At 73.6% G+C, this 12,953-nt stretch carries 13 protein-coding genes; 5 read left to right on the forward strand and 8 right to left on the reverse strand.

All coding sequences use genetic code 11. The features are described from left to right. Positions 1 to 80 precede the first annotated feature (80 nt). The 3 genes from ACGF1Z_RS07385 to ACGF1Z_RS07395 all read right to left on the reverse strand — a co-directional run bounded on the left by ACGF1Z_RS07385 (position 81) and on the right by ACGF1Z_RS07395 (position 2,187). The gene (locus tag ACGF1Z_RS07385; protein WP_393000954.1) at positions 81 to 479 is read right to left on the reverse strand and encodes a DUF3040 domain-containing protein; all 399 of its coding nucleotides are present in this window, start codon (positions 477 to 479) and stop codon (positions 81 to 83) included. A 317-nt stretch (positions 480 to 796) separates the two neighbouring features. Continuing rightward, positions 797 to 1,585, reverse strand: a complete 789-nt coding sequence (locus ACGF1Z_RS07390; RefSeq protein ID WP_393000956.1) for a methyltransferase — start codon at positions 1,583 to 1,585, stop codon at positions 797 to 799. Between the two features lie 71 nt (positions 1,586 to 1,656). After that, positions 1,657 to 2,187 carry an SAV_6107 family HEPN domain-containing protein gene (locus ACGF1Z_RS07395; protein WP_393000958.1) on the reverse strand — a complete coding sequence of 177 codons (531 nt, stop codon included), beginning with the start codon at positions 2,185 to 2,187 and terminating at the stop codon, positions 1,657 to 1,659. Positions 2,188 to 2,357: 170 nt separating this feature from the next. Here ACGF1Z_RS07395 and ACGF1Z_RS07400 point away from each other — a divergent pair, with 170 nt between their 5' ends. The 5 genes from ACGF1Z_RS07400 to ACGF1Z_RS07420 all read left to right on the forward strand — a co-directional run bounded on the left by ACGF1Z_RS07400 (position 2,358) and on the right by ACGF1Z_RS07420 (position 8,502). Then, positions 2,358 to 3,422, forward strand: coding sequence for an ATP-binding cassette domain-containing protein (locus ACGF1Z_RS07400; RefSeq protein WP_393000960.1), 1,065 nt, complete (start codon positions 2,358 to 2,360; stop codon positions 3,420 to 3,422). Beyond that, on the forward strand, positions 3,394 to 5,481 hold the full coding sequence (locus tag ACGF1Z_RS07405) for a YhgE/Pip family protein (protein WP_393000962.1): 2,088 nt from the start codon (positions 3,394 to 3,396) through the stop codon (positions 5,479 to 5,481). Before ACGF1Z_RS07400 ends, ACGF1Z_RS07405 begins: the two co-directional genes overlap by 29 nt. Positions 5,482 to 5,492: 11 nt before the next feature. Further along, positions 5,493 to 6,101: a TetR/AcrR family transcriptional regulator gene (locus ACGF1Z_RS07410; RefSeq protein WP_393000964.1), complete on the forward strand. Its 609-nt coding sequence runs from the start codon at positions 5,493 to 5,495 to the stop codon at positions 6,099 to 6,101. A 309-nt stretch (positions 6,102 to 6,410) separates the two neighbouring features. Beyond that, a complete protein-coding gene (locus ACGF1Z_RS07415; RefSeq protein ID WP_393000966.1) occupies positions 6,411 to 7,049 on the forward strand; it encodes a DUF4126 domain-containing protein in 639 nt (212 codons plus the stop codon). 22 nt (positions 7,050 to 7,071) lie between these two features. Continuing rightward, positions 7,072 to 8,502: a phytoene desaturase family protein gene (locus tag ACGF1Z_RS07420; protein ID WP_393000968.1), complete on the forward strand. Its 1,431-nt coding sequence runs from the start codon at positions 7,072 to 7,074 to the stop codon at positions 8,500 to 8,502. Between the two features lie 43 nt (positions 8,503 to 8,545). Here ACGF1Z_RS07420 and ACGF1Z_RS07425 read toward each other — a convergent pair whose 3' ends face one another. The 5 genes from ACGF1Z_RS07425 to ACGF1Z_RS07445 form a co-directional block, all read right to left on the reverse strand. Further along, a complete protein-coding gene (locus tag ACGF1Z_RS07425; protein ID WP_393000970.1) occupies positions 8,546 to 9,334 on the reverse strand; it encodes a hypothetical protein in 789 nt (262 codons plus the stop codon). Positions 9,335 to 9,385: 51 nt separating this feature from the next. Further along, positions 9,386 to 10,303 (reverse strand): methylenetetrahydrofolate reductase [NAD(P)H], encoded by a 918-nt coding sequence (metF, locus tag ACGF1Z_RS07430; protein WP_393000972.1) that lies wholly within the window; start codon positions 10,301 to 10,303, stop codon positions 9,386 to 9,388. A gap of 185 nt (positions 10,304 to 10,488) precedes the next feature. Further along, positions 10,489 to 11,139, reverse strand: coding sequence for a thiamine phosphate synthase (gene thiE, locus ACGF1Z_RS07435; RefSeq protein WP_393000974.1), 651 nt, complete (start codon positions 11,137 to 11,139; stop codon positions 10,489 to 10,491). Positions 11,140 to 11,238: 99 nt separating this feature from the next. Beyond that, entirely contained in the window at positions 11,239 to 11,604 is a 366-nt protein-coding gene (locus ACGF1Z_RS07440; RefSeq protein ID WP_318211252.1) for an Rv2175c family DNA-binding protein, read from the reverse strand. 43 nt (positions 11,605 to 11,647) lie between these two features. Beyond that, positions 11,648 to 12,922, reverse strand: a complete 1,275-nt coding sequence (locus tag ACGF1Z_RS07445) for an NAD(P)/FAD-dependent oxidoreductase (protein ID WP_393000976.1) — start codon at positions 12,920 to 12,922, stop codon at positions 11,648 to 11,650. Positions 12,923 to 12,953: the final 31 nt, after the last annotated feature.

Raw genomic sequence — 12,953 nt, forward strand, 5'->3', positions numbered from 1 at the left:
GATTCCGTGCAGAGACACTCGTGGGCCCGCGCCACAAGGCGCGGGCCCACGAGTGTCAGGTCATCGTCCGGGCGGGGCCGTCAGTGGGGGCCGCCCTGCTGTTCGTCGCGGCGGCGCTGCCACCGCTCCTCGATGCGGTTCATCATCGAGCGTCGCTGCCGGGTCTGACGGCCGCCTGCGGCCGTCCCCTGCACGTGCTCGCCCGGCTTGGGCGCCTTGCGCCAGCCGGTGACCGCCAGGACCGCGCAGCCCAGCATGACGAGGAACCCCACCACGCTGATCCAGATCTGCTGAGCGACCATTCCGGCCATGAGGAGCGCGATACCCACCAGGAAGCCGGCGACTGCTTGGTAGACCCGTCGCCGGGTGTACGTACGCAGTCCGCTTCCCTCGAGCGCTGTCGCGAACTTGGGATCTTCGGCGTACAGCGCTCGCTCCATCTGCTCGAGCATTCGCTGCTCGTGCTCCGAGAGCGGCACGGAGTCCTCCTAGTCGTCGGTCGCGGGGGCGACCGGTCTGCGGCCCTTTCAGGATAGGCAGGGAATCGCCCCCGTGAAACCCGCCCTCAATGCCAAATGCCAATCCGGGCCGCCATGCGGTTCGGATGCTGAGGCGTTGATTCCCCAGCCCCCTGCCCGTCATGCCGGATCGTGTCTCCCGATCATACGGGGACAAGTCCCCGTCCGGGCGGTCTGTGGCGTACTCCATGTGCGGCTGCGCCGCTGCTCAGCGCGCGGTCCGGTGTCCGGGACCGGCGGCCCCGGACACCGGACCGCGCGTGGCCGCACCGGGGGGCTCAGGCCCGCTTCTCGCCCAGGACGTGCAGCTGGGTCGCGATCGCGTGGAAGGACGCCAGCTCGGCAGCGGCCGCCTCCAGGCGCAGGAGGGCCTCGGCGGCGCCGGGCTCGGTGTCGACGAGGACGCCGGGCACCAGGTCGGCGAAGACCCGGACGCCGTGGACGGCGCCGACGTCGAGCCCGGCGCCCGCGGCGAGCTCGGTGAGCTGCTCGGCGGTGAAGCGCCGCGGCACGGGGTCGCCCTCGCCCCAGCGTCCGGCCGGGTCGCTCAGCGCGTGCCGCGCCTCGGTGAAGTGTCCGGCCAGGGCGCGGGCCAGCACGGCGCCGCCGAGGCCGGCGGCGAGCACGCTGAGGCTGCCACCGGTGCGCAGCGCGGCGGCCGCGTTGCGCACGCCCTCGGCCGGGTCGTCCACGTACTCCAGGACGCCATGGCACAGCACGGCGTCGAAGCCCTCGCGGCCGACGACGTCGAACAGGCCGTGGATGTCGCCCTGGACGCCCTGGACCAGCTCGGCGACGCCGGCCTCGGCGGCGCGCCGCTCCAGGGCGAAGAGCGCGTTCGGGCTGGGGTCGACGACGGTGACGCGGTGGCCGAGCCGGGCCACCGGCACCGCGAAGTTCCCGGCGCCGCCGCCCGTGTCGAGGACGTCGAGGCTCTTCTTCCCGGTGGCCTCGGCCCGGCGGTCGAGGGCGTCTTGGAGGACGTCCCAGACGACGGCGGTGCGCAGGGAGGCGCGCGACGGGCGCGAGGTCGCCTCTCGACCGGAGACGGGAGAAGGGTCCGACACGGCTGCTGACTCCTCGGTGACGGGTACGAACGTCCGGCCCCCACCCTATGGCCTCGCGTGGAATCCCCTGGTCATCCCGTGGCCTCCCCCACGCCCGGCCGGCGCGGCAGCACCGGCTGGAGGACGAGCAGCCGCTCGACCAGGCGCAGGAAGACCGCGGCGGCCCGCTGCAGGTCGTCGGCGTCGCGACGGCTGGCGGCGCCGGTGATCCCGGCCTCGGCGCGGGCCCGGCGGTCGGCGCCGGCGGCGAACAGGGCGCTCCATTCCGTGAGCTCGGGCGCTATCTCCGGCAGCACCTCCCAGGTGCTGCGGATCCGGGCCCGCTTGCGCGGGTCCCGCTCGGGCCGGCCGCGGGCGGCGAGCACGGCGGCGGCGGTGCGCAGGGCGGCGAGGTGGGCGGTGGCGTAGGCCTCGTTGGGCACGTCGAGCGCGGCGGCCTCGTCGAGTCCGGCCCTGGCCTTGGCGAGCAGGTCGAGGGCGGCGGGCGGCGCCGAGGTGCGGCGCAGGACCGGGTGGACGTCGGACGCGGGTCCGAGCTGGGCAGGGGCGGGGCGCGCGCCGTTGCGGCGCGGGGGCGTGGCTGCGGCGGAGTGGCCGGCCATGACGAGCCTCCTGTCGTCGGGTGACGGTGCTGTAGCCGTATGTGTTCATCGTGCACGCCCCCACTGACAATCCGCGCTGACCTGGGGTTTTGCGCGAAGGACAACCAAGGGGTAACTTTTTGAACTGACTGGTCAGTTCAAAAGAGTTCCGAGAGTTCCCAGGGGGGATCGTGGAAACGAACCCGGACGAGCCGCACGGCGCCGCCGTCGTCGCGGACGGATTCGGTCTGAAGGGCCCGCGCGGCTGGGCGTTCCGCGGCATCGGCTTCGAGGCCGGGCCCGGCAGCCTCGTCGCCATCGAGGGCCCCTCCGGCACGGGCCGGACCTGCCTGCTGCTCGCGCTCACCGGCCGCATGAAGGCCCAGGAGGGGCACGCCGAGGTGGCCGGGCTCCCGCTGCCCCGCAAGATGGCGGCCGTCCGCCGGATCAGCGCGCTCGGCCCGGTGCCGGGCGTCAGCGACCTCGACCCGGCGCTCACCGTCGCCGAGCACCTGCGCGAGCGGGCCCTGCTGCAGCGCCGTTTCGACGGTTCGCTCAAGGCCCTGCTGCGCCGCCCGGCCGAGCGTTCGGCCGCCGCGCGGACCCGGATCGACGAGGCCCTGACGGCCGCCGGGCTCGACCTGGCCACCCTGCCGAAGGGCGACCGGACCTCCGTACGGGACCTGGAGCGTCTGGAGGCGCTGCGCCTGTCGATCGCGCTGGCCCTCATCAGCCGGCCCCGGCTGCTCGCCCTGGACGACACCGACCTCAAGCTGTCGAACGCCGACCGCGCCGAGGCCTGGGCCCTGCTGCGCTCCGTCGCCGCCTCCGGCACCACCGTCCTCGCCGTCTGCAGCGAGGCCCCGGAGGACGCCCTGCGCGTCTCCACCGCCACCAGGACGCCCGCGGCCGGGGGGGACACGACCTCCGCCGCCCGCACCGCGGACGGCGCCCCGGCGGACGAGGGCCCCGGCCGGGAGAGCCCCGCCGAGGCCGCCGGAGCAGCCTCGGAAGCTTCCGGTGCGACCACGACCGCCGCCGGGTCCGCCGAGCCCGGGACCGCCGCCGGCACCGGAGACGACACCGGCACGCCGGCGGCCGCCGGGGACACCGCGAAGACGGCGGGCACCGGCAAGACCGAGAAGACCGCGGGCACGACGAAGACCGCGGGCACGACGAAGACCGCGAACACCGAGAAGACCGCTCACATCGAGAAGGGGGAGGCCGATGCGCTCGCCGAAGCTGGCCGCGCTTGAGCTGAAGCGGTTCGGCAGGGGGAAGCTCCCGGCGGCCGCCATGGTCGCGATCCTGCTGCTGCCGCTGCTGTACGGCGCGCTGTACCTGTGTTCCTTCTGGGACCCGTACGGCAGGCTCGACAAGATCCCCGTCGCCCTCGTCAACGAGGACCGGGGCGCCACCGCCGGCGGCCAGAAGATCACCGCGGGCGCCGACATCACCGAGAAGCTGCGCGAGAGTGCCGTCTTCCAGTGGCACGAGGTGAGCGACGAGGAGGCGCGCAGGGGCGTCGAGGAGGGGACGTACTACCTGTCCCTGACCATGCCGTCCGACTTCAGCGAGCGGATCGCCTCCAGCTCCGGTGCCTCTCCCGAGACCGGCGCCCTGAAGGTGCGCACGAACGACGCCAACAACTACATCGTCGGGCAGATCTCCCGCTCGGTCTTCTCCGAGGTGCGCACCGCCGCCTCCACGAAGTCCTCGCGGACCTTCCTCGACAAGATCTTCATTTCCTTCTCCGACCTGCACGACGCCACCGCCGAGGCGGCGAAGGGCGCCGGCGACCTCAAGGACGGCGTCGACAAGGCGAAGGCGGGCTCCAAGAGCCTGGCCGACGGCCTGAAGGACGCCAAGAAGGGCACCGGCAAGCTGTCCTCCGGCATCAAGAAGCTCGACACGGGGTCCAAGGACCTGGAGGCCGGTTCCCGCAAGGTCGCCGACGGCACCCAGCAGCTGGCCGACAAGGTGAACGGCACCGCGGACAAGGTCCGCCCGTACCTCGCGAACAACGGCAAGTCGATCCGCGACTCCGCCCGGCTCGTCTCCGACTCGGTCACCGCCGTCCGGCACAACCTGGACGCCCTGGTGCGCCGCGCCCCGGCCGCCCGCAGCGCCGCGCACGTCGCCGACGAGGAGCTGTCCGCGTACTACCGCAAGCAGTGCGTGAACAACCTGCTCCCCGACACCAAGGGCTGCGAGATCCTCAAGAAGGCCTCGGTCTCGGCCCACGACGTGGCGAAGATCGCCGACGACCTGAACGAGCTGACCAAGGACAGCAAGGGCGACCTGAAGACCCTGGACACCCGGCTCGTCAAGCTGAAGAAGGACGCCGACGAGCTGGCCCGGCGCGCCCCGCACCTCGACGAGGACATCGAGGGCGCGATCAAGAAGATCAACGAGCTCAACAAGGGCGCCCACCAGGTCGCCGACGGCGCGGACCGGCTGCACACCGGCCTCACCGGTGCCCGCACGGGCGCCGGCAGCCTCGACACGGGCGTCGGCAAGCTGAAGAAGGGCGCGGGCGAGCTCGACGGCGGCATGTTCAAGCTCGCCGACGGCTCGGGCGAGCTGGCCACCGGTCTCAGCGACGGCGTCAAGAAGATCCCGGACTACGACAAGCAGGACCGCGACCGCCGCACCGAGGTGATGTCCGACCCGGTCAAGCTCGCCTCCCAGTCGATGCACAAGGCGCCCAACTACGGCACCGGCTTCGCCCCCTACTTCATCCCGCTCTCCCTCTGGGTCGGCGCGATGGTCGCGTACATGATCATCCAGCCGCTCAACCGGCGTGCCCTCGCCGCCGGCGCCTCCGCCTGGCGGATCGCGCTCGCGGGCTGGCTGCCGGTCGCCGCGATCGGCGTGCTCCAGGTCGGCGCGCTGATGTCCGTGCTCCACTGGGGCCTCGGTCTCGAGATGGCCCGCACCGTCGGCACGATCGGCTTCCTCGCCCTGGTGACCTGCTGCTTCGCCGCCATCATCCAGTGGCTCAACGCCCACTTCGGCGCGGCCGGCCGCATCCTGGTCCTCGCGGTGCTGATGCTCCAGCTGACCTCGGCGGGCGGCACGTACCCGGTGCAGACCAGCCCGGGCTTCTTCAACGCCATCCACCCGTACCTGCCGATGACGTACGTCGTCGAGTCGCTGCGCCGGCTCATCACCGGAGGCGGCATCGGACCGGTCTGGCAGGCCGTCGGCGTCCTGACCGCCTTCACGGTGGGCGCGCTGGTCCTGACCGCCCTCTCCGCCCGCAAGAAGCAGGTCTGGACGCTGGACCGGCTCCACCCCGAACTGTCTCTGTGAGAATCGAGCCCATGGACAGCAGCAGCACCAGACGGCAGGCCACCCGCGCCAAGCTCTACGAAGCGGCCGTCACCCTCATCGCGGAGCAGGGCTTCTCGGCGACGACGGTCGACGAGATCGCGGAGCGGGCGGGGGTGGCCAAGGGCACGGTCTACTACAACTTCAAGAGCAAGACCGAGCTCTTCGAGGAGCTGCTGCGGCACGGCGTCTCGCTCCTCGCCGCCTCCCTGAGGGCGGCGGCCGAGGAGACCGCCGAGCGCGGCGGCACCCGGATCGAGGCACTGGACGCGATGATCAAGGCGGGTCTGGTCTTCATCCAGCGCTACCCGGCCTTCACCCAGCTGTACGTGGCCGAGCTCTGGCGCACCGGCCGGGCCTGGAACTCCACGCTCCTGGTGGTGCGCCAGGAGGCGGTGGCGGTCGTCGAGAACGTGCTGCGCGAGGGCGTGGCGGCCGGTGAGTTCACCGACGGGATCGACGTGCCGCTGACGGCGTCCGCCCTGGTGGGCATGGTGCTGGTGGCCGCGCTGGACTGGCAGGCCTTCCAGAGCGAGCGTTCCCTCGACGACGTGCACGCGGCGCTCTCCCGGCTGCTGCACGGACGCGTGAGCGGCTGCTGAGGCGGGCCGTCGCGGAAGCCGGCGGTACACGGCACGAAAGGCGCCGGTCCGGTGAGGCTCGATCCCCCCGAGCCTCGCCGGACCGGCGCCTGTTTCCGTGCCCCGCACCTTTCGGTGCGCCCCCGGGGCACCCCCGTTCCCCCGTACCGGCAGGCGCGCGGCCCCGTTCCGCCGCCCCGTGCCGGCGGTCCCGGAGCCGCGCCCCTTCCGTGCCTCCACTCTCTCGTCCGCGCAGGTCACAGCCCATCCGCGTACCTACTCATCTCGTCCCCTAGGTACGGGTACTCAGGGCTGGCTACGATCGCGGACGTGTCCGTACTCCCCTTGGTCTTCACGAGCGGCTGGGCGAGCGGGATCAACGCGTACGCGGTGGTCCTGCTCCTCGGCGTCTTCGGCGCGACGGGTCTGTCCGACGACGTGCCCGAGGCGCTGCAACGGCCCGACGTCCTGATCGCCGCCGCGGTGCTGTTCCTGTGCGAGGCGGTCGCGGACAAGATCCCGTACGTCGACTCCGTGTGGGACTCGGTCCACACGGTGATCCGGCCGGTGTCCGGGGCGGTGGTGGCCGCGCTGCTCGCGGGGCAGTCCGGTTCGCTGCCCGAGCTGGCGGCGGGCGCGGTGGGCGGCACCACGGCCCTCATGAGTCACCTCGTCAAGGCCGGGACGCGGATGGCGGTGAACACCTCGCCGGAGCCGTTCTCCAACATCGCCGTGTCCACGGCGGAGGACCTCGGCGTCGCCGCGATCATCGTCTTCGCCCTGTTCCACCCCCTCGCCGCCGCCGTGGTCGCGGGGACGCTCCTCGCCGTCGGTCTGGCGGTCGTGGCCTTCCTCGCCCAGCGCATCCGGCGCTTCTGGCGCCGCCGGGCCCAGCGCCGCGAGGAGCGGCGGCTCACCCCTCCCGGGCAGCGGTCTCCGGTGCCCACGGACGGTTCGGAGCATTTCTGAGCGGCCGGATAAAGTCGCTCACATGGCACGGATTGTGGTGATCGGCGCGGGACTCGGCGCCATGGCGGCAGCCGCGCGGCTGGCCGTGGCGGGACATCGGGTGACGGTGTACGAGCGGAGCGGGACGTACGGAGGTGCCGTCCGCCGCTTCGAGCGGGACGGCTTCGGCTTCGACACCGGCCCCGGCCTGCTGCATCTGCCCGCCGTCTACCGCGACCTGTTCGTGAAGACCGGCCGGCAGCCGCTGGAGGAGTGCGTGACGCTCACCCAGGTCGACCCGGCGAGCCGTCACGTGTTCGCCGACGGCACCCGCGTCGACCTGCCGAACGCCTCGCGCGCGGGCACCGGAGCCGCGCTGGACGCGGCGCTCGGCGCGGGCGCCGGAGAGCGCTGGGGCGACTTCATGGTGCGGGCCCGCGAGGCCTGGGACCGTACCCGCCGCCCGCTCCTGGAGGAGCCGCAGCCCGCCGACCCCGCCCCGCTCGGCCGCGAGCCCTACCCGGCCCTGAAGACGGGCCTGCTGCGCCGCCCGACGACCCGGCTCGCCCAGGTCGGTGCCCGCGAGCTGCGCGACCCTCGGCTCGTCGCGCTGCTGGACTCCTACGCCTGGGGCTACGGCTTCGACCCGGCCGTCGCGCCCGCCGCCGCGGCCGTGCTGCCCTATCTGGAGCAGACCTTCGGCAGCTGGTACGTGGCCGGCGGCATCCGCGCGCTGGCGGACGCGGTGTACGAGCGCTGCCGGGAGCGGCGGGTGGAGTTCGTCTTCGACGCGTCGGTCGAGCGGGTGCTGGAGAAGGACGGCCGGGCGTGCGGGGTCGGACTGGCCGGCGGCGAGCTCGTCGAGGCCGACCACGTCGTGTCGGGCGCGCCGGTGCCCACGCACCATGCCGGGCACCGGCTGATCGCGCCGGAGGGCACGGCGGTCCCGGCGGCCGGCGCGCGCGGGACCGGCCGGGTGACGGTCTGTCTGGCGCTGCGCGGGGCCCGGGAGTCCGGGGCCGTGCACCGGACGGTCGTGCACGCCTCCGGCGACCTGCCGACGGTGACGGTGCTGCGTCCGGACGACCCGGCCCTGCGGCCCGACGGCGTCCACGAGTCCGCGACCGTCACCGCGACCGTCCCCACCGGGGGCGGTCAGGACTGGAACGCGCTCGTCGGGCCGATGCTGCGGCAGGCGGAGGCGGCCGTGCCGGAGCTCCGGGAGCGGCTGCTCTGGCAGGAGGTCCGCACCCCGGAGCACACGCTCCACGAGACCGGTGTCGCCGAGGTGCCCGGGCCCGCCCTCGCGGGCGCGGGGCGGAATCTCCCGGAGGGCAACGTCGCGTCGCTGCCCGGCCTGTACTTCGCCGGCGGCTGGGCCCATCCCGGCGGCGGGCTCGCACACGCCGGGATGTCGGGGGCTCTGGTCGCCGGGCTGATCGTGGAGGGTGCGGACTTCCGCGGCTCGCAGTAGGCGGGGCCGGGGACGCGTCCGCACCCCCGCCGCCCCGCCGGGCTCAGTAGCGGTACTGCTGGTCCTCGCCGTACCCGTACTGCTGGTGCTGGGGCTGCTGGTCGGTGTCGCGCTGCTGCGGCACCCAGACGCCGCCGGGCGGGGTGTCGTAGGCGTACGAGGACGCGTAGGGGTCGGCGTACGGCTGCTGCTGCTCGTAGGCGCCGTACTGCTGGCCGGCGTCGGTGTACTGCCGGCCGGGGTCGGCGTACTGCTGCCCGATGTACGGGTCCGAGTAGGCCGCGTACGGCTGCTGCGCGTCGGCGCCGTAGCCGTACGCGGGCTGCTGCTCGTAGCCGCCCGCGTAGGGGTCGGCGTACTGCTGCTGCTCGTACGCGGTGCCGTAGACGGCGTACTGGCCGGTGTCCTCGGGCATCGGCTGGGGCTCGTACACGGCCGCGCTCCCGGCGGCGGCCGTCGGGTCGTCGTCCGCCCCGGCGTGCTCCACCGGCTCGTACGCGAGGTCGCTGACCTCCAGGGTGGGGCCGGCGGCCTTCGCCCCGGCGTTGCCGGACCTGCGGCGGCGGCTGGCGCCGGGGCTGCCGCCCAGGGCCCAGCCGGTGGAGAAGCCCCGCCGGAAGGAGAGGGTCACATAGGTCTGGCCGACCGCGAAGGCCACGGCGCCGACCACGATGACGAGGACCGACGGCAGCAGCACGCCGACGACCACGCCGAGGAAGCCGCTGAAGGCGAGCAGCCGCCAGCGGAGTCGCGCCTTGTACTGCAGCAGCACCTCACCGAGCAGCCACAGCGCCACGACGCCGAACGCGACGTAGAGGACCGTCCACCCCATGCCCGCCCCTCTCCTCCGGCCACCGCCACGGGTCGGGGCAGGTGTGACCGGCTACGACTGCTGGTGCAGTCCGAGATTCTCGTAGATCTCGAGCGTCGCCCTGGAGTTGTTCAGCGTGATGAAGTGCAGTCCGGGGACACCCTCGGAGAGCAACCGCGCGCAGAACTCCGTCGCGAACTCGATACCGATGGAGCGTACAGCGGCCGGATCGTCCTTGACGGCGAGGATCCGCTCTTTCACGTTCTCGGGGAAGGCGGCGTTGCTCAGCTGGGGCAGTCGCTCGAGGGTCCGAGCGCTCACCACCGGCATGACCTCGGGGATGATCGGGGTCTCGCAGCCGGCGGCCTGGACGCTGTCGCGCAGCCGCAGATAGGCCTCCGGGTCGAAGAACATCTGGGTGATCGCGTAGTCGGCGCCGGCCCGGCACTTGTCCACGAAGTGGCGGACGTCCGCGTCCCAGTCCGTGGACCGCGGGTGCATCTCCGGGAAGGCCGCCACGCCCACGCAGAAGTCGCCCGACTCCTTGATCAGCCGGACGAGGTCGGCGGCGTAGCGCACTCCCTCGGGGTGGGCGACCCACTCGCCGAGCGGGTCGCCCGGCGGGTCGCCGCGCACCGCGAGCATGTTCCTGATGCCGGCGTCCGCGTACTGGCCCAGGATGTTGCGGAGCTCGGCGATCGAGTGGTCGACGGCGGTGAGGTGCGCGACCGGGGTGAGGGTGGTGTCCGAGGCGATCTTCTGGGTGGCCTTGACGGTGCCGCCGCGGGTGGAGCCGCCGGCGCCGTAGGTCACCGAGACGAAGCTCGGCGCGACCGCCTCGATGCGGCGCATGGCGTTCCAGAGGCTCTGCTCGCTCTTCTCGGTCCGGGGGGCGAAGAACTCGAAGGAGTACGAGGTCCGCCCGGCAGCGAGGATGTCGCGGACCGTGCGAGCACGGTCCGAGCGGACGGAAGCGGTACCAAGGGCCATACGGGCAGGTTAGACGGGGTCCAAGGGCGGGGTGAAGCCGTGTCCGCGAAATGGACACCTTTCTGGACACCGGGACGCCCGGTCCCGGACGATCTTCCGCCCTGGCCAGGACGGTCTTCCGTGCCGGCCGGGACCGTCACCCGGTCCGGCCGGGACGATCGGCGCGCCGCGGGTCGCGCCGCCGCTCAGGCGAGGCGCTCGCGGATCCGCTTGGCGAGGGAGGCCGTGGCGGCGGCCGGGTCGTCGGCCTCGGTGATCGCGCGGACCACGACGATCCGGCGGGCGCCGGCGTCCAGGACCTCGTCCAGATTGGTCTCGTCGATGCCGCCGATGGCGAACCAGGGCCGGTCCTGGGCCAGGCCCGCCGCGTACCGGACGAGGCCGAGGCCCGGTGCGTACCGCCCCGGCTTGGTGGGGGTGGGCCAACAGGGGCCGGTGCAGAAGTAGTCCACGCCCGGCTCGGCCGCGGCCGCGGCGGCCTCCTCCTCGGCGTGGCACGAACGGCCGATCAGCACCTCGTCGCCGAGGATCGCGCGGGCGGCGGGCACGGGCAGGTCGCCCTGGCCGAGGTGGAGGACGTCCGAGCCGATCGCGTGGGCGACGTCGGCCCGGTCGTTCACCGCGAGGAGCCTGCCGTGCCGGCGGGCGGCCTCGGCGAAGACGGCGAGGTGCTCCAGCTCCTCGCCGGCCTCCATGCCCTTGTCGCGGAGCTGCACGATGTCCACGCCGGAGGAGAGCACGGCGTCGAGGAAGGCCGGCAGGTCGCCCTGGCGCTTCCGGGCGTCGGTGCACAGGTAGAGCCGGGCGTCGGCGAGCCGCTCACGAGGCGTGGGCATGGGTGGGTCCCCCCGTTCGAGCGCCGGTGTCGCGGCGCCCGGCCCGTGCGGGGCGGGCGCCGCGACACCCGCTGGTGGTGTCTTCGGTGCGTGCGGGCGTCAGATGGCGAGCGCCTGGGCGCGGCGCTTCACCTCCGTGCCGCGATTCTCGTTGAGCGCCTGCGCGGGCGTGCCCGGCAGGCTCTCGTCCGGAGTGAAGAGCCACTCCAGCATCTCCTCGTCGGTGAAGCCGTCGTCCCGCAGGACGGTCAGGAGTCCGACGAGCCCCTTGACGATCTTGTCGCCCTGGATGAAGGCGGCGGGGATCTGCAGGGCGTTGTTCTCGCCGCGGCGCACGGCGATGAGCTGGCCTTCCTTGATCAGCTGCCGCACGCGCGTCACCTCGACATCGAGCATCTCCGCGATGTCGGGCACGTAGAGCCAGGCGGGGACGAGCGCATCGATCTTTACGTCAATCTCGGTCACGGGACAAGCCTGCCATCCCGGACTGACAGTCGGTAGTCGGGCCCTACCGGACTGCCGCCTTCAGGGGTACGGAGGGGTCGGCGGCCCTCGCCGGGTCGAGGGGCGTGGCCCGCTCGATCAGCCTGCGCCCCTGGGCGAGGTCGCGGGGCCGCCCGACGGCGAGCAGGGCCACGAGCGCGTCCTCGCGGAGCCACAGCACGCTCCAGGCCTCGTCGGCGGGGTCGCCGCGCCACAGCAGGGTGTCGGCGGCGGCGTGGTGGCCCGCGTACTGGACGAAGCGGCCGAACTGCTCCGACCAGAAGTAGGGAACCGGGTCGTAGGGCGCGACGGCCGCGCCGAGGATGTCGGCGGCGACGGTGCGGGGACCCTGGAGGGCGTTGTCCCAGTGGTGGACGAGGAGCCGCTCGCCGTAGCGGGCGGAGGGGAAGGAGGCGCAGTCGCCGACGGCGTACACGTCGGGCAGCGAGGTGCGCAGCCGGTCGTCGGCGGTGAGCGCGCCGCTGGGGTCCAGGGCGATGCCGGAGTCCTCCAGCCAGCCGGTGGCGGGGCGGGCGCCGATGCCGACGACGACGGCGTCGGCGGGCAGCTCGCGCGGCGCGCCGGTGGCACCGAAGTCGGTGGAGTCGGCGGTGAGGACCACGCGGCCCTCCTCGACGTGCTCCACGCGCGCGTGGAGGCGGAGTTCGGCGCCGCTCTCCGCGTACCAGGCGCCCATGGGGGCGGTGACCTCGGCGGGCAGCGCGCCGGCGAGCGGACGGCCGGCGGCCTCGACGACGGTGACGGCGCAGCCGGCCTGGCGGGCGGCGGTGGCGAACTCGGCGCCGATCCACCCGGCGCCGACGACCACGATGTCGTGGCGGCGCTCCAGGACGGGCCTGAGCCGGGCGGCGTCGTCGAGGGTGCGCAGCAGGTGGACTCCGGGGACCCCCTCGCTGCCGGGCAGGGTGAGCGGGTGGGCGCCGGTCGCGACGACGAGCGTGTCGTACGGGACGGGGCCGCTCTCGGTGTCGACCTCGCGGTCGGCGGGGCGCAGGCGGGTCACCTCGACGCCGAGGCGGAGGTCGAGGTCGAGGGCCTCGAAGTCGACGTCGAAGGCGGAGCCCTCGGCCGTGCCGAGGAGGACGGCCTTGGAGAGCGGCGGGCGGTCGTAGGGCTGGTGGGGCTCGGCGCCGATGAGGGTGACGGGGCCGTCGAAGCCCTGTTCGCGCAGGGCCACGGCGGTCTGGACGCCCGCCATCCCGGCGCCCGCGATCACGACGTGCCGCCCGGCCGGGCGCGGCGTGCGCCGCTCGTCCGCCGGGGTCTGCTGCTCGCTCACCTGTGTCCGCCTCCGCTCGCTCACCCACCCA

The organism is Streptomyces sp. NPDC048018 (genome assembly GCF_043202995.1).
GTDB lineage: Bacteria > Actinomycetota > Actinomycetes > Streptomycetales > Streptomycetaceae > Streptomyces.

Coding starts and splice junctions, on each gene's coding strand:
- ACGF1Z_RS07405 (WP_393000962.1), top strand. CDS start 3,394: ATGCGCTCGCCGAAGCTGGCCGCGCTTGAGCTGAAGCGGTTCGGCAGG.
- ACGF1Z_RS07395 (WP_393000958.1), bottom strand. CDS start 2,187: ATGGCCGGCCACTCCGCCGCAGCCACGCCCCCGCGCCGCAACGGCGCG.
- ACGF1Z_RS07420 (WP_393000968.1), top strand. CDS start 7,072: ATGGCACGGATTGTGGTGATCGGCGCGGGACTCGGCGCCATGGCGGCA.
- ACGF1Z_RS07410 (WP_393000964.1), top strand. CDS start 5,493: ATGGACAGCAGCAGCACCAGACGGCAGGCCACCCGCGCCAAGCTCTAC.
- thiE (WP_393000974.1), bottom strand. CDS start 11,139: ATGCCCACGCCTCGTGAGCGGCTCGCCGACGCCCGGCTCTACCTGTGC.
- ACGF1Z_RS07425 (WP_393000970.1), bottom strand. CDS start 9,334: ATGGGGTGGACGGTCCTCTACGTCGCGTTCGGCGTCGTGGCGCTGTGG.
- metF (WP_393000972.1), bottom strand. CDS start 10,303: ATGGCCCTTGGTACCGCTTCCGTCCGCTCGGACCGTGCTCGCACGGTC.